The 21,405-nt window shown below is 59.2% G+C and carries 17 protein-coding genes and 1 pseudogene; 6 read left to right on the plus strand and 12 right to left on the minus strand.

Going from position 1 to position 21,405, the window contains the following annotated elements:
- Window positions 1-110: 110 nt before the first annotated feature.
- From PMI21_RS18925 to PMI21_RS18905, 5 genes are all read right to left on the minus strand, one after another.
- Entirely contained in the window at window positions 111-569 is a 459-nt protein-coding gene (locus PMI21_RS18925) for an REP-associated tyrosine transposase (RefSeq protein ID WP_007936622.1), read from the minus strand.
- A gap of 89 nt (window positions 570-658) precedes the next feature.
- Complete coding sequence (locus PMI21_RS18920) at window positions 659-1,744, minus strand: polyamine ABC transporter substrate-binding protein (RefSeq protein ID WP_007936624.1); 1,086 nt, start codon at window positions 1,742-1,744, stop codon at window positions 659-661.
- 61 nt (window positions 1,745-1,805) lie between these two features.
- Window positions 1,806-2,147, minus strand: coding sequence for a cupin domain-containing protein (locus PMI21_RS18915; RefSeq protein ID WP_007936626.1), 342 nt, complete (start codon window positions 2,145-2,147; stop codon window positions 1,806-1,808).
- A gap of 30 nt (window positions 2,148-2,177) precedes the next feature.
- Window positions 2,178-3,584, minus strand: a complete 1,407-nt coding sequence (locus PMI21_RS18910; protein WP_007936628.1) for an NAD(P)/FAD-dependent oxidoreductase — start codon at window positions 3,582-3,584, stop codon at window positions 2,178-2,180.
- A 51-nt stretch (window positions 3,585-3,635) separates the two neighbouring features.
- Window positions 3,636-4,451 (minus strand): helix-turn-helix transcriptional regulator, encoded by an 816-nt coding sequence (locus PMI21_RS18905; RefSeq protein WP_007936630.1) that lies wholly within the window; start codon window positions 4,449-4,451, stop codon window positions 3,636-3,638.
- Window positions 4,452-4,726: 275 nt separating this feature from the next.
- Between PMI21_RS18905 and PMI21_RS18900 the strand changes: the two genes are divergently transcribed.
- A complete protein-coding gene (locus PMI21_RS18900) occupies window positions 4,727-5,002 on the plus strand; it encodes a DUF1652 domain-containing protein (protein WP_007936632.1) in 276 nt (91 codons plus the stop codon).
- A gap of 191 nt (window positions 5,003-5,193) precedes the next feature.
- Here the strand turns inward: PMI21_RS18900 and PMI21_RS18895 are convergent, their stop codons facing one another.
- The 3 genes from PMI21_RS18895 to PMI21_RS18885 all read right to left on the minus strand — a co-directional run bounded on the left by PMI21_RS18895 (window position 5,194) and on the right by PMI21_RS18885 (window position 10,413).
- Complete coding sequence (locus PMI21_RS18895) at window positions 5,194-6,390, minus strand: cystathionine gamma-synthase (RefSeq protein WP_007936634.1); 1,197 nt, start codon at window positions 6,388-6,390, stop codon at window positions 5,194-5,196.
- Window positions 6,387-7,763 carry a pyridoxal-phosphate dependent enzyme gene (locus PMI21_RS18890; RefSeq protein WP_007936636.1) on the minus strand — a complete coding sequence of 459 codons (1,377 nt, stop codon included), beginning with the start codon at window positions 7,761-7,763 and terminating at the stop codon, window positions 6,387-6,389. The genes PMI21_RS18895 and PMI21_RS18890 overlap by 4 nt, the downstream gene beginning before the upstream one ends.
- 175 nt (window positions 7,764-7,938) lie before the next feature.
- The gene (locus PMI21_RS18885) at window positions 7,939-10,413 is read right to left on the minus strand and encodes a UvrD-helicase domain-containing protein (protein WP_007936637.1); all 2,475 of its coding nucleotides are present in this window, start codon (window positions 10,411-10,413) and stop codon (window positions 7,939-7,941) included.
- Between the two features lie 279 nt (window positions 10,414-10,692).
- On the opposite strand from PMI21_RS18885, the gene PMI21_RS18880 reads away from it, so the two are divergent.
- Entirely contained in the window at window positions 10,693-11,388 is a 696-nt protein-coding gene (locus PMI21_RS18880) for a pirin family protein (RefSeq protein WP_007936639.1), read from the plus strand.
- Between the two features lie 122 nt (window positions 11,389-11,510).
- On the opposite strand, the gene pgm is transcribed toward PMI21_RS18880, so the two are convergent.
- From pgm to PMI21_RS18860, 4 genes are all read right to left on the minus strand, one after another.
- A complete protein-coding gene (gene pgm / locus PMI21_RS18875) occupies window positions 11,511-13,157 on the minus strand; it encodes a phosphoglucomutase (alpha-D-glucose-1,6-bisphosphate-dependent) (protein ID WP_007936641.1) in 1,647 nt (548 codons plus the stop codon).
- A 112-nt stretch (window positions 13,158-13,269) separates the two neighbouring features.
- Window positions 13,270-14,670: an aminotransferase-like domain-containing protein gene (locus PMI21_RS18870; protein ID WP_007936643.1), complete on the minus strand. Its 1,401-nt coding sequence runs from the start codon at window positions 14,668-14,670 to the stop codon at window positions 13,270-13,272.
- Between the two features lie 67 nt (window positions 14,671-14,737).
- A complete protein-coding gene (locus PMI21_RS18865; protein ID WP_033063907.1) occupies window positions 14,738-16,228 on the minus strand; it encodes a hypothetical protein in 1,491 nt (496 codons plus the stop codon).
- 588 nt (window positions 16,229-16,816) lie between these two features.
- Entirely contained in the window at window positions 16,817-17,839 is a 1,023-nt protein-coding gene (locus PMI21_RS18860; RefSeq protein WP_007936647.1) for a zinc-dependent alcohol dehydrogenase family protein, read from the minus strand.
- 268 nt (window positions 17,840-18,107) lie between these two features.
- Here PMI21_RS18860 and PMI21_RS18855 point away from each other — a divergent pair, with 268 nt between their 5' ends.
- The 4 genes and pseudogenes from PMI21_RS18855 to PMI21_RS18845 all read left to right on the plus strand — a co-directional run bounded on the left by PMI21_RS18855 (window position 18,108) and on the right by PMI21_RS18845 (window position 21,021).
- Window positions 18,108-19,022 carry a LysR family transcriptional regulator gene (locus PMI21_RS18855; RefSeq protein WP_007936649.1) on the plus strand — a complete coding sequence of 305 codons (915 nt, stop codon included), beginning with the start codon at window positions 18,108-18,110 and terminating at the stop codon, window positions 19,020-19,022.
- 225 nt (window positions 19,023-19,247) lie between these two features.
- A pseudogene (locus PMI21_RS28765) lies at window positions 19,248-19,741 on the plus strand (conjugal transfer nickase/helicase domain-containing protein); the annotation flags it as partial.
- Window positions 19,742-19,795: 54 nt separating this feature from the next.
- Complete coding sequence (locus PMI21_RS18850; RefSeq protein WP_007936652.1) at window positions 19,796-20,266, plus strand: hypothetical protein; 471 nt, start codon at window positions 19,796-19,798, stop codon at window positions 20,264-20,266.
- A complete protein-coding gene (locus PMI21_RS18845) occupies window positions 20,263-21,021 on the plus strand; it encodes a hypothetical protein (protein ID WP_007936654.1) in 759 nt (252 codons plus the stop codon). Before PMI21_RS18850 ends, PMI21_RS18845 begins: the two co-directional genes overlap by 4 nt.
- Window positions 21,022-21,405: the final 384 nt, after the last annotated feature.

The following is a 21,405-nucleotide window of genomic DNA, read 5'->3' on the forward strand; positions in this document are numbered from 1 at the left end:
CTGCTGCGCAGCCGAACGCAGCCTTCGGCAGCTGCTACAGGTCTGCGGCCGTTACGGCTTTTGTAGCAGCTGGCGCAGCCTGCGTTCGGCTGCGCAGCAGTCGTAAAACATCACAGCCAACAAGCATCCCACAGCGGATAATCATGAACACGTGTCACCAGTCCTGCTCGAACAGGATTGGCAACGACATATCGAGCAAGATCTTTCACGTCCTCCTCCTGCCGAACCGCTCGATCGTGATAGCCCTTCTGCCACAAACGTCCGCTTCGCCCTAACGCCTGATTAACGGCCAGACTGCTTCGGGATTTGATTCGGCACATCAGCTCGGCCAGCGTCTTATCCCGAAGTTCTACCAAACAGTGCATATGGTCCGGCATCACCACCCAAGTCAAAAAGTCTGCCCAATGCTCCTCCTGAGCCTGACGTAATTGTTGGGCAACCAGCCTACCCATGCGCCAATCGGTAAAAATTGGCTGCCGATCGTGAACCACAGCTGTTAACAAGTAGATGCGTCCAGGCTCCGAATACCGCCCAATGCGCAGATAACCAGCTTTCGAACAGACAGGCATTCCATTGCCTCCTACTGACTGAAAGAGGCATGGAATCTAACCCATTGCAGTCAGCCCGACTGGCGCCATTGGCTACAAAAGATGACCGATCAGCTACCGGTCCGAATCTTGTTCCACACCCGTGTCCGCACCCGGTCAATGTTCAACGGCATCGCCTCAAGGGCAAACAATTTGCCCATCATTTCCGGGCTCGGATACACCTTGGTGTCGCTCTTGATCGCCGGATCGATCAGGCGGTCGGCCTGTTCGTTGCCGTTGGCGTAGTGCACGTAGTTGCTGATGCCGGCCATGACGTCGGGACGCAGCAAGTAGTTCATGAACGCGTAACCGGCTTTCTCGTCCGGGGCGTCGGCGGGCATGGCGACCATGTCGAACCAGATGGCCGCGCCTTCCTTGGGAATCGAATAGCCGATGTCCACACCGTTCCCGGCCTCCTTGGCGCGGTTTTCCGCTTGAATGATGTCGCCAGAGAAGCCGACGGCCACGCAGATGTCGCCGTTGGCCAGGTCGCTGGTGTACTTGGATGAGTGGAAATAGCTGACATAAGGCCGGACTTTCATCAGCAGCGCTTCTGCCTTTTTATAATCCTCGGGGTTCTTGCTGTGATGCGGCAGCCCCAGGTAATTCAATGCCGCCGGCAACAGTTCGGGACCGTTGTCGAGGATCGCCACGCCGCATTTTTGCAGCTTTGCCATGTTCTCGGGCTTGAAGATCAGGTCCCAGGAATCCACCGGCGCGTTATCGCCTAATACGGCCTTGACCTTGGCAAGGTTGTAGCCGATGCCAGTGCTGCCCCACAAATACGGGAAGCCATGCTCGTTGCCCGGGTCGTTGGCCTGCAACGTTTTGAGCAGCACCGGGTTGAGGTTTTTCCAGTTCGGCAACTGACTCTTGTCGAGTTTCTTCAGGGCCCCGCCCTCAATCTGTCGGGCCATGAAGTGGTTGGACGGGAATACCACATCATACCCGGATGTGCCGGTCATCAACTTGCCATCCAGGGTTTCGTTGCTGTCGAAGACGTCGTAACTGAAGGCGATACCGGTTTCTTTCTGGAAGTTTTTTGTGGTGTCCGGGGCGATGTAGTCCGACCAGTTATAGATTTTCACGGTCTCGGCGGCCTGACTGAGCGTCGCGACGAGCGCAAGTGGGGCAAGCGTCAGTGTCTTTCGGATCATGGGTCGATTCCTGTATGGGTTGTTGTTATTGGCAGGCAATCAAAAGATCAAAAAATCAAAATCAAAAAATCAAAACGTAGGTCTTGCGCACGGTTTCCTGGATGTCCCAGATGCCGAGGCTGTTGGCTGGCAACATCAGTGCATCGCCGGCTTCTATGTAGAGGGTTTCACCGTCGTCCGGGGTGAACGTGCAACGCCCCTGGATGAAGTGACAGAATTCCTGGGCAACGATCTGCCGGCGCCAGCGGCCGGGGGTGCATTCCCAGACGCCGGTTTCGACGCCGTCGTCGCGTTCGACGCTGGTGGTCGAGGCCACCGCCACGGGCATCCCCAGTGGCACGGCGACGGGCGTTGACTCTTCCAGCTTCAGGGTTGCGGTGTTCTTGAAGTGAGTGATTGCCATGGAAGTACCTGTCGATTGAGAAAATACCGTTCAGCGCATGAAGCCTTCCATGAACCCCGCGACCTGGCCGGCCAGTTTGCGACGCCAGGGTGCGGTAGACGGGTTGGCCAGGGTCTGGTCTTCGTGAACGAAGCTGCGGATGATTGCGTTGTAGCCCAGCCAGCGGCAGGGCTCCGGCTCCCACGCCTTGAGCGCGTCGAGACCGCCCTGAGCAATCACCCACGGCTGGCGCACCAACTCGGTATCGCGCTGAAGAATCAGATCCGCCAGCGTCCGCCCGCCGAGGTTGCTGGCACCAACGCCCTCCCCGCCATAACCACCCGACAACGCGATGCCGCTGGCCTGATCGCAGAGCATGTGCGGCTTGAAGCGCCGGGACATCCCCAGGTTGCCGCCCCAGGCGTGGGTGATTCGCACGTTCTTGAGCTGCGGGAAGAGTTCGCTGAACAGGTAGCGTCGCAACTGCACTTCGCTGGCGCTCAGGTCGAAGTCATGGCGCAACTTGCCGGCGAATTGATAGCCGCCACGGGCGCCGAACACCAGACGGTTGTCGGCCGTGCGCTGGCCGTAGGTGACCTGGCGACTGCTTTCGCTGAACGCCTGACCATGGCTGAGACCGATGTCGTCCCAGGTCGCGGCGGACAGCGGTTCGGTCGCCACCAGCAAACTCTGCACGGGCAATTGATAACGGCCCAGCGGCGGCAATGTGACCGAGTAACCTTCTACCGCCGGCACGATCCAGCGGCTGCGAACCTGCGCGCGGGCGGTACGCAAACTGCCCGACTGCCATTGGGTGACCGGGCTGTTCTCGTAGATGTTGACCCCCATGCGCTCCACCGTCCGTGCCAGACCTCGCACCAACTTTGCCGGGTGAATGGTTGCCACGTGCGGTGCATAGATACCGCCATAAGGTTTGGCGATTCTGATCTGTTGCGCCAATTGCTCGGGGCTGAGCCAGCGGTAATCGGCCTCGGTCAGGCCTTGGCGGTAGAGCGTGTCCAGATAATGGCGCAGGCTGGCTTCCTGTTCCGGGTAGCGCGCCGCACAGTAAAGCGCCCCGCCCTTGCGATAATCACAGTCAATGCCTTCTCGCTCGAGGACGATCTCTACTTCATCGGGGATGCCGTGCAACAGATCGAAAGAGGCGCGACGTTGTTCGGCCGGTGAACCGGCGAGCAAGCGGTCTTCACCCAGCAGGTTGCCCATCAACCAGCCGCCGTTGCGGCCCGACGCACCAAACCCCGCAGTTTGTGCTTCGACAATGGCGATGTTCAGTCCCGGCGCCAGGCGTTTGAGGTAGTACGCGGTCCAGAGCCCGGTGTACCCGGCGCCGATGATGGCCACGTCGACGTCCAGGTCCTTTTCCAGCGCCGGGCGCGCCAGCAACGGCTCGTCGAGTTGATCCATCCACAAACTGATCGTGCGCCACGCCGCCATGCCAGACTCCACCGCTCAACACTTCGATGGCGTCGATCCTAGTGCGTGGGTTCAGGGGCTGTCTTGCGCGCGTGCACGCAAAGAAATTTGTTTGGCGTAAGCCTTGGGCGACAGGCCAGTGTGCTGGCGGAAACAGCTGTAAAACGCCGACAGCGAATTGAAGCCTGCGGCAAAAGCCAGCTCATCGATACGCAGTGGCGGCGTGGCGCTGTCCAGTGCCGCGAGCAAATGCTGCAATCGCGCATGATTGACATACCGGTAGAAGCTTTGGCCGAGCACCTGATTCAACAGGTAGGAAATCTGATTGCGGCTGTACCCGCACTCCTTCGCCACCCGTTGCAGATCGAGCTCGGGATCCAGATAGGGTTGCTGACGCTGAAAATACTGCTGCAGGTCGTCGGCCATGAAACTTAGCTGCCGCGGTGACAGTCCGAGCCGGCTGACCGCCGGGCGCAGGTTGCGGGTGGCTTTGCCGGATGTCTGTTCATGTACGAGGGTGGCGTATTCATTGACCTGCCAGATCAGCCCGTCACGCACGGTGATCGCCTCGCTGGTCCGAAACGACACCAGCCCTTCACCGCCGCGAAGGGTGATGCGGTATTGAATGAACGCCGTATTGCCATCCAGTCGAATACGGTCCGAGTGCTCCAGCGCCTCATCCGGATCTCGGGGCATGCTGTCGCGCACGTACTCGCGCAACGCGTCCAGCCCCATCATGCGGTTCTGGAAAAAGTCGTTGTACTGAATGTCCGGGTGATAAAGCGCCATCACACCGTCCAGATCCCGGTGCTTCCAGCGCAGGTGGTAACGCATGACCGTGTCGCCCGTGGCCTGGGTTTGCAACGGACCATCATCATCGGCGTGCATAGAGGACTCGACGAGAAAAAAGCGAGCTTGCCGAAGTTCTGTCCGGGCTTCAATGTCCAATGGGATGCCCGGCAGTGCTGGCCTTTGGCCGAAAGGCCGGCCTCTCATGACCTGGGTCAAAAAAAATTGAACCAATCGCTGAACGGTCTGAAAAATTCCACATGATTTTCACATCCGGGTGCTACTTTTAAAGACAGTCACCGGTTGAGCCATTGAAGGCTCTTCCCTCCTAACATGAGCTAAAGGAAGCGCTCGATGATGAAGGCGGGCAACACATGAATCAATGTTCATTCAGCAAGGTCACTTTTCCAAATGCCTGCCAGCTGATGCGCTGGCATTTTCATCCCATGGGTTTCGAGGCGACCATGGATGCACCGGGCAGCATGGTTGCTCGCCTGTTCGACCGAGCCAGCGGCGAAACCATGATCGCCATTGCCGGCATTCCTTGTGCAACGGTCATGAATGCCGCCGATGTAGAGCGGATTATCGAAGCGGTCGAGGATGAGTTGGAAGCGTTCATTCCTCCGCAGACGCTCAGGAGTTATGCCTGACAGCCAACACCCGACAAAAAGCCCGCTCATCGATTTAGCGGGCTTTTTGTAGCAGCTGCCGAGCAGCGCGAGGCAGCGTTCGGCGGCGAAGCCGTCGTAAAATCATAACTCGCGGTGTATCAGGCAGACCGTGTCAGCTGGATTCACGACGGCTGCGCCGCCGAACGCTGCCTCGCGCTGCTCGGCAGCTGCTACAAGGAATGCGTTGCCGCAACTTGCAACAGGGCCTGGGCCAGATCGGCGCGCAGGTCTTCGACATCCTCCACCCCCACAGACAGACGCACCAGCGCATCGCTGATACCTAGCTGCGCGCGGGTTTCTGCGGGGATGGTGGCGTGAGTCATGATCGCCGGGTGCTCGATCAGGCTTTCCACCCCGCCCAGGCTCTCGGCCAAGGCAAAGATCCGCACACTCTCGAGGAAACGTCTGGCGCCAGTGAGGTCGCTGTTCAGCTCGACGGAAATCATCCCGCCGAACCCGCGCATCTGCCGTCGTGCCAGTTCGTGCTGCGGGTGCGATGCCAGGCCCGGATAATACACGCGTGCCACTTGCGGCTGACGTTCCAGCCATTGCGCCAGCTCCAGCGCGTTGCTGCAATGACGCTCCATACGAAGCGCCAGGGTCTTCACCCCGCGCAAGGTGAGGAACGCGTCGAACGGCCCGGCGATGGCCCCCACTGCGTTCTGCAGAAAACCCAGGCGCTCGGCCAGCTCTGCATTTTGCCCGACCACCGCGATGCCGCCGATCACGTCGGAGTGACCGTTCAGGTACTTGGTCGTCGAGTGCAGCACGATATCGAAGCCCAATTCCAGAGGACGCTGGATCCACGGGCTGGCGAAGGTGTTGTCCGCCACACAGATGATGCCTCGCTCGCGACAAATCCGCGCGATGGCAGCGAGGTCAGTCAGGCTTAGCAAAGGATTGCTCGGTGTTTCGACCCAGACCATTCGCGTGTCGTCCTGCAGCGCGGCTTCGAAGGTCGCCAGATCAGTCATATCGACGAAGCTGAAGCGATGCCCGGCGCTGCGCCGGCGTACCCGCTCGAACAGGCGGAAAGTCCCGCCGTACAGGTCATTGCCAGAGACGATGTGTGCGCCGGCGTCGAGCAGTTCGAGCACCGTGGCAATCGCCGCCAACCCGGAGGCAAAGGCGAAAGCCCGAGTGCCGCCTTCAAGGTCCGCCACGCAACGCTCCAGGGCAAAGCGCGTCGGGTTGTGCGAACGCCCGTAATCGAAGCCCTTGTGCACACCGGGGCTCTGCTGCGCATAGGTGGAGTTGGCGTAAATCGGCGGCATCAGCGCCCCGGTGGTAGGGTCCGGCGTTTGTCCGGCATGGATCACACGGGTGGCAAAGCCTCGTGGCGCGGTGGTTTCATCGTGCTGACTCATGCGAGGGATCTCCGCAAGTGATTGAGCATGTCCACGCGAGTAATCAGGCCATGGAAGCCCGAAGTGTCGGCGATGATCGCCACCAGCCCACGGTCGAGCACCGCCTCCAGTTCAGCAAGACTGGCACCGGGAGGCAGGGTTTCGAGCTTGTCGGTCATCGCGCTGGTCACGGTCATGCGAAAGTGCGTAGCGTCTTCGTGCACGCCAAGCAGAATGTCGGACTCGTCGATCACCCCGACCAGCCGTTGCCCGTCCACCAGCACCGGCAGTTGCGACACATCCGCCAGGCGCATGCGCTGGAAGGCGGTGAGTAACGTGTCATCCGGCCCCACGCTGACCACCCGGCCATCCTCGAAACGCCGTGCAATCAGGTCTCGCAAATCGCCGTAGCGTTTGCGCGCAAGCAAGCCCTGATCGTTCATCCACTGGTCGTTATAGATCTTCGACAAGTAGCGGGTGCCGGTGTCGCAAACGAAACTGACCACCCGCTTCGGCTCGGTTTGCTCGCGGCAGTAACGCAATGCCGCCGCCAGTAAGGTGCCGGTCGAAGAGCCGCCGAGAATGCCTTCGGCGCGCAGCAGTTGGCGGGCATGATCGAAGCTTTCCTCGTCGCTGATCGAATAAGCCTTGCGCACGCTGGAAAGGTCGGCAATCGACGGAATGAAGTCCTCGCCGATGCCCTCCACCGCCCAGGAGCCCGGCGTACCGAGGATCCCGCTGCGGCTGTACTCGGCCATCACCGAGCCGACCGGATCGGCCAACACCATTTCCAGTTCAGGCTGCACCCGGCGAAAGAAACGGGTCAGCCCGGTCAACGTGCCGGCCGAACCGACGCCGACGACAATGGCATCCACATCGTGCTGAGTCTGCGCCCAGATCTCCGGCGCGGTGCTGCACTCGTGGGCCAGCGGGTTGGCCGGGTTGTTGAACTGATCGGCGAAGAACGCGTCGGGAATGCCCTTGGTCAATCGCGCCGCGACATCCTGGTAATAATCGGGATGGCCCTTGCCGACATCGGAGCGGGTGATGTGCACTTCGGCGCCCATCGCCTTGAGGTGCAGGACCTTCTCGGTGGACATTTTGTCCGGCACCACCAGCACCACCCGGTAACCCTTGGCGCGGCCGACCAAGGCCAGCCCCAGACCGGTGTTGCCGGCAGTGGCCTCGACGATGGTGCCGCCGGGGCGAAGGCGACCATCGCGCTCGGCGGCGTCGATCATCGCCAGGCCGATGCGATCCTTGATCGATCCACCGGGGTTCTGTGATTCGAGTTTGAGAAACAGCGTGCACGGGCCGGTATCGAAGCGGCTGACACGCACCAGCGGCGTATTGCCGATCAGTTCGAGCACGGCGGGACGGGAATTGTTCGGCATGTCGTCACCTCGCAGCGGAATCCGCACTGGATGGACAGCGACCCGCGGCGAGCATCGCGCGCCAGTCGCCAGCAAAGCCTCGCTTGGACCATAGGCCGGGATTGCGCGCGCCGCAACTTTTCGTAGCCAGTCGGTAACGTCGTCGCAGAACGCCGCTACCTGAGAATTCCCGGTTTCATGCAGGCACTTTTCCCTGACGGTGATCGGCAAAAAACGCCTTGCCCTTGCCGATCCGGTCGGAGGCCTTGGGCATATTCGCTGCCTGGGTATCCTGGCCATCGACATACCAGTAGCAATGGCTCACCGCGCGAGTGATACCCACGTAGGCCAGTCGCAGAATCTCGTCTTTCTGCGCGCTATCGTAGGGCTCGCTGTCGCCGGCCTTGCCGAGCCCGGCCAGGCGATAGACCTGGTTCTTGTAAGGTGAACTGGTCAGATGCTGGCAATCGCCCAGCAGAAATACCGCATCAGCTTGCAGGCCCTTGGCGCTGTGATAGGTCAGTTGCTTGAGCCTTCGCGCGTCGTACGGCAAGCTAGAATCCACATTAACTACAGACTGAATATGCTCTTCTATCAATAACTTATCGCTACTTTTTCGATAAAGCATCAAGATTGAATCGCCTTTTCTGTAGTGCTCGATCAGCCGCTGGGCCATGCCCTGGTCATCCCGATCGAGAACGTTCACCGGCAGCAGCGCCTTGGGTTCGCCACTGGCCTTGGCCTTCTTGCCGGCGATCGCCGGTGCGGCGCGGACGATGTGCTCTGCCGCGTCGATGATGTGCTGATGGCTGCGGTAATTGTCGCTGAGCATCACCTTGGTCGTGCTCGGCGACGGGAACTCCTTGTTGAACTCCATGAAGTAGCTCGGCGAGCTACCGCGCCAGCCGTAAATCGACTGCCAATCGTCCCCCACACAGAGCAACGACGAACGTTGCGCGCCGCGCCCTACATGCATGGCTGGGCCACGGCTGCGGATTTCGGCCAGGCTGGCGCGAATCCAGGAAACGATCTGCGGCGACACGTCCTGAAACTCGTCAATCATCAAGTGCGACATCGGCCTGAGCAGTTCATCGCTGAGCAGCTTGAGATTCTCCGGCGAATGCTCGCTGAACAGGGCAAACATCCGGTTGTAGGTCATCACGGGTGGCGATTGATCCAACAGATGATCTTCCAGCGCTCGCCAGAACAGGCTCAAGGCCTCGAAGAAGAATCGGTCCGGGTCATCCTTGGCAAAACTCATCTGGCCCACGGCACTCGGTACATCCAGGCCGAGGTTTTCGATAAACCCGGCCGCCGCGACAAAACAGTCCAGCAACGGCGCGGAAGCAAGCTCGCCCTTGACCTTGTAATCGAAGCCCGGCCCGGCGCTGGCGTCACCGGCAAGAGACGCCAAAACACGCTTTGAAGATTCGTAACTATCCATCCATATCAATGGCTTACGGCAGAAAGCTTGAAACAGGGTGCGCTTTACAGCCCATTCCGCACGCACGGTAAGCTTGGCATTCGGGCGGCTGACCTGCGGGTTTTCCCGAGGGTCGAAACCCAGCACCACCCAGGCATCCAGCGCCGGAATGTAGCCGTGGCAATGGAAGGTCGAGCCGTTGATGTCGAAGGCCTGACGATTTGGCTCGATACCCTTGATCGGCCAGGCGCTGGCGCGAAACCACAGGTCTTCAATGGTGTCGCACAGTTCTTCATCGCGCTTGGCGGCCAGTTCAGTCACCGCCATGCGTTTTTGCACGTCCGGGTGATCGCGCTCCAGTTCCTTGAGCTGCAAGGCGTGACGAGACAACGGTTTGATCAATTCACGGAAACGCTCATCGCGGGTGTGCAGGTTGTGATAGCAGGCATTGAGTTGCTGGCGCTGGGCGTCGTTGATTCGCAGGTCGAAGGGATTGCTGTCGACCTCCTCATCGGCACCCTGCACACGAAAGCTGAGGTTTTCGAAGGCTTGCAGCCGTTCGAAACCCGGCAGGCTGCGCACCATCGGCAGGATCCGCGAATGAAAGGTACGCACCAGGTCCCGCGCTTCTTTGAGGCTGAGGGACCGGCCCCACACGGCAAACAGTTCGATCAGCTTATTGATGAAGTCCTTGCGCGACTCGCGGGTAAAGGTCACCACGGTCATCGAGCTCAGCTCAAACCCCAGGTAATGGCTGAGCAGCAGAATTCGCAGCACCAGCGTGGTCGACTTGCCCGCACCCGCCCCGGCAATCACCGAGGTCGACGGTGTGTCGCTGAAAATCATTTTCCATTGGGCAGCGCTCGGCTGGGCATGCGCGGGCAGCAGTCGTGCCACGTCGGCCTTCATGCGCTTCTTCAGCTCAGCGCTCAATGGCAGGCGCCAATCGTCGAACAAATTGTCATCGACGTTGGGCGGTCGATGCTCGGTCGAGCGCGAGTCCCGGATCAGCAGCACTTGCCGGCCTTCTTCCAGCCCCTCGAGCTTGCCTTCCTTATAGCCGTATTCCACGCCGGCGCTGTGGCCGCTGCGAAAACCGTCGGCTTGCCCGTGCAGCCAGGACGCACGGTGTTGCGCGTGCAGGCGGGTCAGGCCGTGGCCAAAGAAACGGGCGACCAGGCGCTTGAGCAAAGGCATCTCGGCCAAGGGACGAAGTTCAGGAGGAAGATCGGGTGTGTGTTGCGGCACGCAGGCGGACTCCAGTGTGTGAGGCTGTCGAGGGCTATGGTGTCTGCATTTGCCGTTGAGTTCTAGTGAAATGCTTACAGGTCATTGGCTTATGCGATGAAGTGAAGGCTGGATGAGAGTTTTTCGAGGTTATTTTATATCGACAAATTCGATTGCAATGAGGCATTTTTTACGCTTTTTATCGATTGGTACCTGATGGATGATGCTCGCCATCAACCACCGGTTCTCGTTTGTGGCTCAGACGTTCTGCCCCATGACGAACCTTTTCAGGAGACGATCATGCTTGAACTCAGACCTTTCAACTCCCTGGGCGGCGCGCACCATGGCTGGCTGAATGCCCATCACCACTTTTCGTTCGCAGAGTACTACGACCCCAAACGCATGAACTGGGGCAACCTGCGGGTGTGGAACGACGATGTGATTGCCCCCGGCACCGGGTTCCCGCAACACCCGCACCGGGACATGGAAATCATCACCTACGTTCGTGAAGGTGCGATTACCCACCAGGACAACCTCGGTAACAAGGGCCGCACCGAAGCAGGTGATGTACAAGTCATGAGTGCCGGCACCGGGATCGCCCACAGTGAATACAACCTGGAAGCGACCGAGACCCGGATCTTTCAGATCTGGATCATTCCCAACGAAACCGGCCTGGCACCGTCGTGGGGCGCCAAGCCCTTCCCCAAAGGCCAGCGCGAAGGCTTCGTGACCCTGGCCAGCGGCAAGGCCGGCGACGATCAAAGCCTGCGGATTCGTGCCGATGCGCGTCTGGTGGCGGCCAACCTGAAAGCCGGGGAAACGGCTGAATATCGTCTGGACAGTGGCCGTCGCGCTTATCTGGTGCCAGCGACAGGTGTGATTGAAGTCAACGGCTTGCGTGCACAAGCTCGAGACGGGGTTGCGATTGCCGATGAGCAGGTGTTGCGCGTAACCGCGATTGAGGACAGTGAAATCGTGTTGGTGGATTTGGCTTGAGGCGATAAATGCGCGGCAAAAAAAGGGGGCGACCGTTGATGGTCGCCCCTTTTTTTGGCTGAAATCCTGGGTGATTGTGCTGCCGCCTTCGCGATCCGACTTACCCGCGAAGGGGCCCTCAATCACTTCGCAGAGATTGCGCCATCCACCAGCGTCTGAGCCTCGGCCACCAGTTGTTTCAGGTGGTCATCACTGACAAAGCTTTCCGCGTAGATCTTGTAGATGTCCTCGGTGCCCGACGGCCGCGCCGCGAACCAGCCGTTCTCGGTCATGACTTTCAGACCGCCAATGGCCTGGTCGTTGCCCGGGGCATGGCTGAGGATGCTCTGGATCGCTTCGCCCGCCAGTTGAGTCGAGGTGACCTGGTCCGGCGACAATTTGCTCAGCAGCGCTTTCTGTTCAGGATTGGCCTTGGCATCGACCCGTACCGAGAACGGTTCGCCCAGCTCATCGGTCAGCGCGCGATAGGCCTGGCTCGGGTCACGGCCCGTGCGAGCGGTCATTTCGGCGGCCAGCAGCGCCGGAATCAAACCGTCCTTGTCAGTACTCCAGACACCGCCGTCCTTGCGCAGGAACGATGCACCGGCACTTTCTTCGCCGCCAAAACCCAGGGAGCCGTCGAACAGACCGTCGGCAAACCATTTGAAACCGACCGGCACTTCGTAAAGACGACGGCCCAGACGTTTGGCCACGCGATCGATCAAGCCGCTGCTGACCACAGTTTTACCCACGGCCGCATCGGCGCGCCACTGTGGACGGTTCTGGAACAGGTAGTCGATCGACACCGCGAGGTAGTTGTTCGGCGCCAGCAAACCACCGGACGGGGTCACGATGCCATGGCGGTCGTGGTCCGGGTCGCAGGCAAACGCCACGTCGAAACGCTCTTTCAGGCCAATCAGGCCTTGCATCGCGTGGCTGGACGATGGGTCCATGCGGATCTGCCCGTCCCAGTCAACGGTCATGAAACGGAACGTTGCATCAACCTGTTTATTCACCACTTCCAGGTCCAGGCGGTAGTGCTCGGCAATCGCCGACCAGTAGCGCACCCCTGCTCCGCCCAGCGGATCGACACCCAGACGCAGCTTCGCATCGCGGATGGCGTCGAAGTCGATCACATTGATCAGGTCAGCGACATAGGTGTTGAGGTAATCGTGACGATGGGTAGTGCTGGCCTTCAAGGCCTGCTCGTAGCTGATGCGTTTGACGCCGGCCAGTTTGGCTGCCAGCAACTCGTTGGCCTTGGCTTCGATCCACTTGGTGATGTGGGTGTCGGCCGGGCCGCCGTTGGTTGGGTTGTACTTGTAGCCACCGCTTTGCGGCGGGTTGTGGGACGGCGTGATGACGATGCCGTCCGCCAGGCCTGAAGTGCGCCCGCGGTTGTAGCAAAGAATCGCATGGGAAATGGCCGGCGTCGGAGTGTACTCATCGCCTTCGGCGATCATCACCGTCACACCGTTTGCTGCCAGCACTTCCAGGGCGCTGGCACCGGCCGGCGTGGACAGTGCGTGGGTGTCGATCCCGACGAACAGCGGGCCATCGATGCCCTGGGCCTCGCGGTACAGGCAGATCGCCTGGCTGATGGCCAGGACGTGCCATTCGTTGAAACTCAAGTCGAACGAGCTACCTCGGTGTCCGGACGTGCCGAAGGCGACGCGCTGGGTAGAAATGGCTGCATCGGGCTGGCCGGTGTAATAGGCCGTTACCAGTCGCGGGATGTCGACCAACAGTTCTGCCGGTGCCGGTTTGCCCGCAAAAGGACTGAGTGTCATGCAAAACCTCTGAGAGAGAGAGTGGTTCGGGATAGGCACGCAGTTTACTGACAGTTTGGCCATCGCGCGACGTTATCGAATGTCAGGTTCCGAGGAGCTCTGGCACCTCGGCTCAATCGATCGATTCCAGACGCAAGGCATCCCCCAGAAGCCCCAGTGCAGCGACGAGCTCGTGGTCGCCACCGAACGTATGACTCAGGCGCAAGTGCTGAGTGTGCAGGCCCTGCAGGCTGAACAACTCCCCCGGTGCGATGAGCACTTGCTGTTTGAGCAGTCGCTGGAACACTCGATGTACATTGACCTGGCGCAACGAGCGGATCCAGATCGTCGCCCCGCCCTGGGGTTCGACGAAATGCAGCGCATCCGGCAGACGCTCCTGGAGCAGTTGGGTCATCAGCACCATGCGTTCCTTGAGCAGCCGACGCAACACCAGCAGGTGTTGATCGATGCGTCCGTTGCTGTACAGCCGTGCGATGGCTTTCTGACGAATCAGCGACAAACGGAATGCCCGCAGCAGAAAGTGCCGTTGCAACTCGGCGCGCAGTTGTCGCGAGAGCAGATAACCAAAGGGCGCCTCCGAGCCGATGATTTTCTCGAAAGTGGAAAACACGATCAGCCGATCAGGGTCCAGCAGGTCGCGAAACCGCAAGCCGCTCGGCTCAAATTCGAGCTCGCCGTAACAATCGTTTTCCAACACCCAACAGCCATGCCGTTCCAGCAGTTGCGCAATGGATTGCCGGTTGCCGTCAGGCGCCACACTCCCGCGTGGCATGTTCAGTCCCGATGAAAGCATCACCAGTCGCACCCGCCCGGTCTCGAGCAGCTCTCTCAGCTGTTCGAGATCCAGGCCGCCACAGGCTTGCAACGGCAGCTCGACAACCTGCACGTCCGCGTCCTGGAACAGGCGCAGAATCACCCAGTCGCACGGCGACTCGACCACCACCACCGTATCTTTGAGTTCAAGAACGGCGATCAATATTTCAAGTACGCCGCGCATATCTGCGCCGATGTAGACATCATCTGCATGCCAGCAGCGTGAAGGTGAAGTGGTGTAGCGCGCCGCAAGGGCCGTGCGCAGTTCCAGCTCGCCGCAGGGTTGTGAAGACGGTTGCGGCTGGCGCGGATACTGGCGCAGCAATTCTCTTTCCAGCAACAACAACGGGCTGTCCAGAGGTTGTAACAACGCCGGTTCATCGGCGCTCAACACCAGCATGCCGGGGCGCCTGGCGTTGACATAGACTGTTTCGAGCAGGTCTTTGCCGCTGCCGGGCAGGCCGATGGAGGACACCGGCAGTGCGTAATAGCCCGACTTGGCAACCGAATAGATGCGCCCTTCCTTCTCCAGCAGCGAATAGGCGTATTGAATGGTCGAGATCGACACACTCAAGCGATCCGCCAACTGCCGCAATGAAGGCAGGCGCACTCGCACGTCACTGCCCGGTTCATTGATCAGATTGTTCAGGTAGCGGTACACCGCCTGATACGCGAAATCGGAATCTCGTGATCCTTTCATGGGTGATGACCGAACACGCTACGAATGTCATCACGCACTCTTGATGAATCCGCCAAACCAGGAACGTTCACTGGCCCATCGACCATTCGCCAGTCACTGCCGTTTCATTTTCAGGGTCCATGCCTTCAGCTTGCACGCCCGCGTCGCCGCTTTCCGTGCCAGGCACCCTGCCCTCATCCCGAACCACCGGCCCCATGCGGTAAAGCGTACCGATCAGGCTGACCGACAACCCACTGACATCAACCATCCACTGCAGAACCTGCTCGGGTGCCGGGCCGCCCTGCATCGCCCGGTGCAATTCCGGCAGCGCCACCAGCATGCCGGGGTGGCACTGACGGAGAAAATGCTCCAGTGCCGCGCCATTATCGACAAAAGGGGCGAACAGCAGACACACCAGTTGGGCTTCACTCAAACCGAGATTCTTTTGTGCCTCGGCCGTCGCCAATCCGCGCTGATCGGCCATTGTCAGCGGATTGCCGAAGGTCTCCATTGCCTGCTCGCAAAAACGCTCGGGCAACTGTTTACGGCGCATCATCACCAGCGCCCGTTGCAGGTACTCGATGACGCCCTCCTCGTACGTGCGACCGTGTACAAAGCGCGCTTGCAAGCCGCGAAGGTGCGCGGATATCGACAGACTGACATGGTCGTTATCACTGAGTTGAGCCGTCAGTTCGTCAGGTTGAAACCCGAGGAAGTCAGTGAGCAGCGGCCAGCGCTCTTCCAGGTTGCTGACCAGCATGTCGTGAATGTCGATGAAGGTCGTGCGGCGGCAGGCTTCAAAGCGGTCGGCAGGACGCCAGGCAGCCGGAGCAGAGTCGAGATAAAACTCGCGATAGCAATCACTGCCCAATTCATCGAGCCGCGCGAACAATCCCTCGTAGCCCGTTTCGTGGCGGTTCGGCGGCGCAAGCCCGGCCTTGGCTGCGGCACGGTTCAAGCCATCGAGAAACTGCGCCTGCCGACGGGGTGAATCGCTACTGACCATGACATCGACGCCGTTGTCCCAGCGAGCGATTTGTCCATAAAACTCCCCCGTGGCCAGGTACCCGTCGTCCCACAACTCAAGCGGCCCGTTCCAGGCACGACGGTGCCCGACCATCAGCAGGTTGAGCCGATTCGACTCGCGGCCGGCTTCGGAGATTGGCCCCTGGTGATTGAACGGCAGGACTTCACGATTATCGACCATCAACATTTCGACCCGGGGATCGTCGTAGAGAAACAATGCACTGCTGCTGCGATGGATGTTTTCCAGCGCTGTCGCAGCCGTGCCATTCAAGCGCAAAGTGGCCACTCGCAGCTGAAACGTCGCCGGTGCCCGACCGGCGATACTCAGTTGCGCGGCGCGCAGCAGCGCCAGTGTGTAGCAGCTGTCGCGGGACCCGGACTGGATCGCCAACACCTTGTAATCGCCGATACGCTCCATACCTCCAGCCGACACCACCAGGCGCTGAATCATCAGTTGCAATGCCGTGCGCTCGGCGCGAGAGAAAAAGCTCAGCAAGCGCTGCAGTACTTGTTGATAAACATAATTCATTGCCTGTTCATGGGTATGGGTCATCATTGTTTACCTGTTACTCATAAGTTCGACGCCTCGCAAACAATTACATGTACTGCGCGACGGATTGCCTGTCATGAATGGGGTGGCGGGGCTGTTATCAAATGCTAGCACTTAAGCATTGTGTAATTATTTGAAATGGTTGCATGCCTCGGGGACCTCAATCAGGGCCGGGCCGCCGCAACGCCCAGCAGGGCTGGTGTTTTTCGACCCCGAGCGATTTCCTAGGAAATTTCCGACAACATCCCACAGACATGTAATACAAGAAATAAAGAAAGAAGTTGCCAGTAAATGTATGACCGCCGAGCGGCGTCGAATTATTTGTTGAGCATGTATTGCCGATGCGCGTTGAAAAGTTTCAACCTGATACCCAGCCATGACTCTTTCCTTGAGATGAAATAATCATTCAATTATCAGGGCTTACATAATGATTAGAAGATACAGATCGAGAGCAAAAACCAGTTCAGTTGCTGAACCGCCCCACCGAGGGATCAATGGGATGTCTCATTCTGGAGGTTTTGACAGCGGAAAAGTCCGTGCTTGCACGGACTTTTCCAGAGGGGCTTATACAAAGAGGCTCGTACGAAGAGCTCAGGCAGGTTCGACCTCAAGGGCGACCCGCTCGCGGCATGGGCATTCGTCCATGTAGCGGTGCGCTTCGACAAACTGGGAAAACGGAAACACTCGCGTCTTGAGCGGCAGCAGCACACGGTCCGCGGTCAACTGGTTGATGTCGCGCAGGGCACGTTGCAGCGCGGCCTGATCCTGGAGGATGCCCAGCTCCGGCTTGCCGGTGAAGTTGCCGATGCAGTGCACGAAGAACTGAATGTTCTTCTGGAACGCCGCACAGGCCGGAAATGGTGTCTGGTTACCGCCTTGCAGACCATAGAGCACCAGGCTGCCGCGAGGTGCGAGCACATCGCCGAGCAATGACATCTGCGGACCACCGAGGCCATCGAACACCACGTCGACGCCGCGGTTATCGGTAATTTTGTTGATCCGCATCAGCAGATCTTCTTCTTCGGTGACGATGACTTTTTCGGCACCCAGCGATAGCAGGTATTCACGCTCGTCCGCGGTTTTGGTCGCAGCGATCACTCGCACGCCGAGGGCTTTGCCCAACTGCACGAACGACGGCCCGGCGCAGTGACTGGCGTCGGTCACCAGAGCGAATTGCCCGGGTTTGACGCGCGCCAGATCGGTGTAGCCAAAGTAGGCGACCAGTAGCGGCGTGTAATGCACGCTGGCTTCGACCGGGCTGAGCACGTCCGGGTAGCGGGTCAACGCCGTGCGCGGCAGAACGATCTGTTCGCCGTAGACCGGATAGTCGTTGGGGCTTTCGGCCGGGAAACTGGCGACCTTGTCACCGACAGCCAGGTCATCGACACCCTCGCCGAGCGCCGTGACCACGCCGGCCATTTCATGACCCAGGCCTGAAGGCAGGCGAGCATGGGAGGAAGCCAGGTTCTGGCGCCAGAGAATGTCGTACCAGCTGATGCCAATCGCCTCGACACGCACCTGCACTTCGCCCGGCGCAGGCAGAGCGGCCGCATGCTCTTCGCATTTGAGCACCTCGGCTGGACCAAACTTGTGAAAACGGATCGTGCGGGACATCGCAAACCTCGTCAAAGTAACCTCTAATGCCCTGAACTCTATCTGGGCTTTCTACCCAAGACCATCAGTGGCTATTAATAGTCGACATGCCTGTCATTGATTCCGCAGCGACGGCGACATCATCCAATGCCGTAAAAACCGAAGCAGCCTTTCAGGGAAAACTGAATTACCCTGTGCAGAGTACCAGTCTTTCCCCGTAAGATTCATGCCGGCCATTGTTCTCATATGGTCGCTCACGTCAAGTTTGCTGACTCTGCCAGGACTCCAGATGAATCGTAATGACCTGCGTCGTGTCGACCTGAACCTGTTGATCGTTTTCGAAACACTGATGCACGAACGCAGTGTGACCCGCGCTGCGGAGAAATTGTTCCTCGGCCAGCCGGCCATCAGTGCGGCGCTCTCGCGCCTGCGCGGGCTGTTCGATGACCCGCTGTTCGTGCGTACCGGCCGTAGCATGGAACCTTCCGCCCGGGCGGTGGAAATCTTTGCCCTGCTCTCGCCGGCCCTGGACTCGATCTCCACCGCGGTCAGTCGTGCGGCGGAATTCGATCCAGCGACCAGCACCGCAGTATTCCGTATCGGCCTGTCGGACGATGTCGAGTTCGCGTTGCTGCCGATGCTGCTCAAACGGCTGCGTGCCGAGGCGCCGGGCATCGTGTTGGTGGTGCGGCGGGCCAACTACATCCTGATGCCGAACCTGTTGGCCTCGGGCGAAATTTCCATTGGTGTCAGCTACACCGCCGACCTTCCGGCCAACGCCAAGCGCAAAGTACTGCGCCGCAGCATGCCGAAACTGTTGCGTGCCGACACAGTGCCGGGGCCGTTGAGCCTGGATGATTTCTGCGCCCGCCCCCACGCGCTGGTGTCGTTCGCGGGCGACCTCAGCGGCTTTATAGATGAAGAGCTGGAGAAACTGGGGCGCAAACGGCACGTGGTGCTGGCGGTGCCGCAGTTCAACGGATTGAGCACACTGATCAGCGGAACCGACATCGTGGCCACCGTCCCGGACTACACCGCCGAAGCGTTGACCGCAGCCGGTGGCGTTCGGGCGGAAGATCCGCCGTTACCGGTGCGCAGCTTTGAATTGCACATGGCCTGGCGCGGGTCGCAGGATAATGATCCGGGTGAGCGGTGGTTGAGGTCGCGGATTCAGATGTTCTTTGGCGACCCTGAGAGTCTCTAGGGGGCATCTGGCAGGCTGTTTATCTGATGATCTCTGCCTTTTCATAGACCATGGAGATCCATTCACTTCCAGTGGATTGCTACATTCGGGGGCATATTTGAGGGCATGCTTTGGATGGTTTCAAAAGGATGCCCCCAGCCTAAGGCCGAGCAGGCTATTGATGAGGATAGCTCCGACCGGACTCTCTGCGAGTCGATAGACTGGCCTGAGGCTTTCAGCTGAACGGTGAACATGCAGCCGATTGACTCTCCGACATCACCACCAACCCCGAAGATTGTCAGTTCAGGATCACGTCAGAGCTCTTCGCCAAGAGACCCCATGGCGATGGAAAATACCGACTACCTTGGAACTCTGCTCGATATGTTCGAGTTGGAGGGGGCAGAGATCAGTGACTCGCCGTCAGAAAGCCTGCCCGAAACCTCCCCCTCCCATCGGATGACCTTGGCCAAACATTTCTGAATTGGGTCAATGAAGGCATCCTCAGCCACAAACTGATCATCAATGCCAGCAAGGCCAAAATTCACACGGTGAGTGGTACTGTATTTCTGATAAATTCTGGCCTCTTCCAACGTTATGTCCAGGATTTTCATGGCATCGCCAAGAGGGTCGATAAAGAGATTGAAGAATGGCGATGGGTGCAGAAACAGTTCGAGAAACCGAAGGTCCACAGGAAACGATACAACCAGCGTTCAACTCGCAGTCCGCACAGTCGTCTCTGAAAAAATACCGCATAGCTGCCAGAGCCGCGACACTGAAACATTCATGGAGGAAGCATGCAGATTACATTACAAGGTGAGGACGACCTGGAACAGGCACTTCGCGAGATACATCGACGAGCTTCCACGTATGAGGGGCCATTGATCCACCAGTTCATGGAGCTGGCCAAGCTCAGCGCGCCAGTCGAGCCTGATGAGCCCCTTGGAGAGGAGCCCCAGAGTAATAGGTTAAGCAGTGGCAACGCGGAACCCGCGAGGCGCAGCGAGACCAAAGAGCGATTTGAAGAAGCCCTGTCGTTACTGATGGTGCTCGCTTTTCCGGTGAACATCGGAACCGAGCAAGCAGTTCGCCGCGAACTCAACGAGTTGCTCGCACGCGATCAGCAGGTCGAGTCAATGCAGATGCGCGTCGGCAACCGAAAAACCAACCTACGACGTAACCTTGGACGGCGCCCGACGAAGCAGCAAATTGCGTTGCGGGAAGCGTTACTCGAATTTCTCCCTCGAGAGACCAAGGAGGATTTATGAGTACGACTCCACCCCACGCGACAGGCGTCCAGAAGAAAAAGAAGAACCAACCGGCGCCACCGGATCTGGTCAATGCGGTAGGCGCGCTCTTCGACATTGCCGCGAAAGCGCCTCCCCCTCTTCAACTGCAAGCGATGACCCGCGACAAGCTGTACGAAATGCTGGTTCTAGCTCGTTTACTGAGGGTATTTCGGCGTGCACACCCTAAAGGGTCAATCATTCATCGGCCACCATCCAAGGGAGGTAAGGCGTCAGAAGTGGTTGTGGCGAGTAAACCAGCTCTAGCTGATCGCAAAAGGTTCTCACACTTTGATCTGCTCGATGCCGCTGGTCAGTCAGTGGGGGAAGCTTGGACCTCGGTCGAGTTTGAGTCGCTGAGTTGGGCGCATAACGGCGGAGATCCGGGCAAGGCCCCCCGCCAGGCCCGACACGAGCTTGACGTCTGTGTACTCGAACCTGGTGCGGAAGAACGTCCGTCTCACTTGCAGGTCTTTGCGGGCATCAGTTGCAAAGACGTGCGCAGTTCATCGAAGGAGAACGTACGTGAGGCACTGGGGCTGCGGCGCGAGACGGCGTTCCTGCAGCCGCCTGTGCAAAGCCTCGCCCCTTGGTTGGTCACTGAGGTCCCCGCGGAACCGAGTGCACCGATCCTTCTCATCAGCTCCGATGTCGGGATAAGGAAATACTCGTCGCCAGTTGATGCCCTGGGCGTCTATGTCCGATTCGTGCGTCGCCCCTGGGAAGCGGAGGTTTAAGTCTGTATTGGCCAAGCCGCCAAGCCTGGAAATCTAAACAGCATGCTCTTACTTTAGCCGCCACCGACTTTTCGGTGGCGAGCAGCCACCCCCTCTCACCCCTCGGTACCGGCATCGTTTGCTCAGGGCCAACATAAACCCTGAACAGCTGCATTGGGCTATTGCTCCGTAAGCGTACGGGGAATACACCAATACACCTACCGAGCCCCCGCATTGGCTGTCGACAAACCACCGGACTCCCAGATTCGGAGCCCGCCTTTCGGCTCTTCCAATGGGGTCGGCGCAGAGACCTGGGCCAGCCTCGTTACCACCGTCTTTCCTGAGTTCATCACTCTCAACGGTCAGGAGTCCGCGGCCGCGGGCCGTCAAAAAGACAAACATAAG

This window comes from Pseudomonas sp. GM18 (assembly GCF_000282195.1).
Lineage (GTDB): Bacteria > Pseudomonadota > Gammaproteobacteria > Pseudomonadales > Pseudomonadaceae > Aquipseudomonas.

Bases quoted from the DNA above. Each gene is read 5' to 3' on its own strand.
- pgm (WP_007936641.1), bottom strand. From the start codon at position 13,157: ATGACACTCAGTCCTTTTGCGGGCAAACCGGCACCGGCAGAACTGTTG.
- PMI21_RS18865 (WP_033063907.1), bottom strand. From the start codon at position 16,228: ATGACCCATACCCATGAACAGGCAATGAATTATGTTTATCAACAAGTA.
- PMI21_RS18915 (WP_007936626.1), bottom strand. From the start codon at position 2,147: ATGGCAATCACTCACTTCAAGAACACCGCAACCCTGAAGCTGGAAGAG.
- PMI21_RS18890 (WP_007936636.1), bottom strand. From the start codon at position 7,763: ATGCCGAACAATTCCCGTCCCGCCGTGCTCGAACTGATCGGCAATACG.
- PMI21_RS18860 (WP_007936647.1), bottom strand. From the start codon at position 17,839: ATGTCCCGCACGATCCGTTTTCACAAGTTTGGTCCAGCCGAGGTGCTC.
- PMI21_RS18845 (WP_007936654.1), top strand. From the start codon at position 20,263: ATGAGTACGACTCCACCCCACGCGACAGGCGTCCAGAAGAAAAAGAAG.
- PMI21_RS18910 (WP_007936628.1), bottom strand. From the start codon at position 3,584: ATGGCGGCGTGGCGCACGATCAGTTTGTGGATGGATCAACTCGACGAG.
- PMI21_RS18855 (WP_007936649.1), top strand. From the start codon at position 18,108: ATGAATCGTAATGACCTGCGTCGTGTCGACCTGAACCTGTTGATCGTT.
- PMI21_RS18870 (WP_007936643.1), bottom strand. From the start codon at position 14,670: ATGAAAGGATCACGAGATTCCGATTTCGCGTATCAGGCGGTGTACCGC.
- PMI21_RS18880 (WP_007936639.1), top strand. From the start codon at position 10,693: ATGCTTGAACTCAGACCTTTCAACTCCCTGGGCGGCGCGCACCATGGC.
- PMI21_RS18905 (WP_007936630.1), bottom strand. From the start codon at position 4,451: ATGCACGCCGATGATGATGGTCCGTTGCAAACCCAGGCCACGGGCGAC.
- PMI21_RS18850 (WP_007936652.1), top strand. From the start codon at position 19,796: ATGCAGATTACATTACAAGGTGAGGACGACCTGGAACAGGCACTTCGC.
- PMI21_RS18900 (WP_007936632.1), top strand. From the start codon at position 4,727: ATGAATCAATGTTCATTCAGCAAGGTCACTTTTCCAAATGCCTGCCAG.
- PMI21_RS18925 (WP_007936622.1), bottom strand. From the start codon at position 569: ATGCCTGTCTGTTCGAAAGCTGGTTATCTGCGCATTGGGCGGTATTCG.
- PMI21_RS18920 (WP_007936624.1), bottom strand. From the start codon at position 1,744: ATGATCCGAAAGACACTGACGCTTGCCCCACTTGCGCTCGTCGCGACG.
- PMI21_RS18895 (WP_007936634.1), bottom strand. From the start codon at position 6,390: ATGAGTCAGCACGATGAAACCACCGCGCCACGAGGCTTTGCCACCCGT.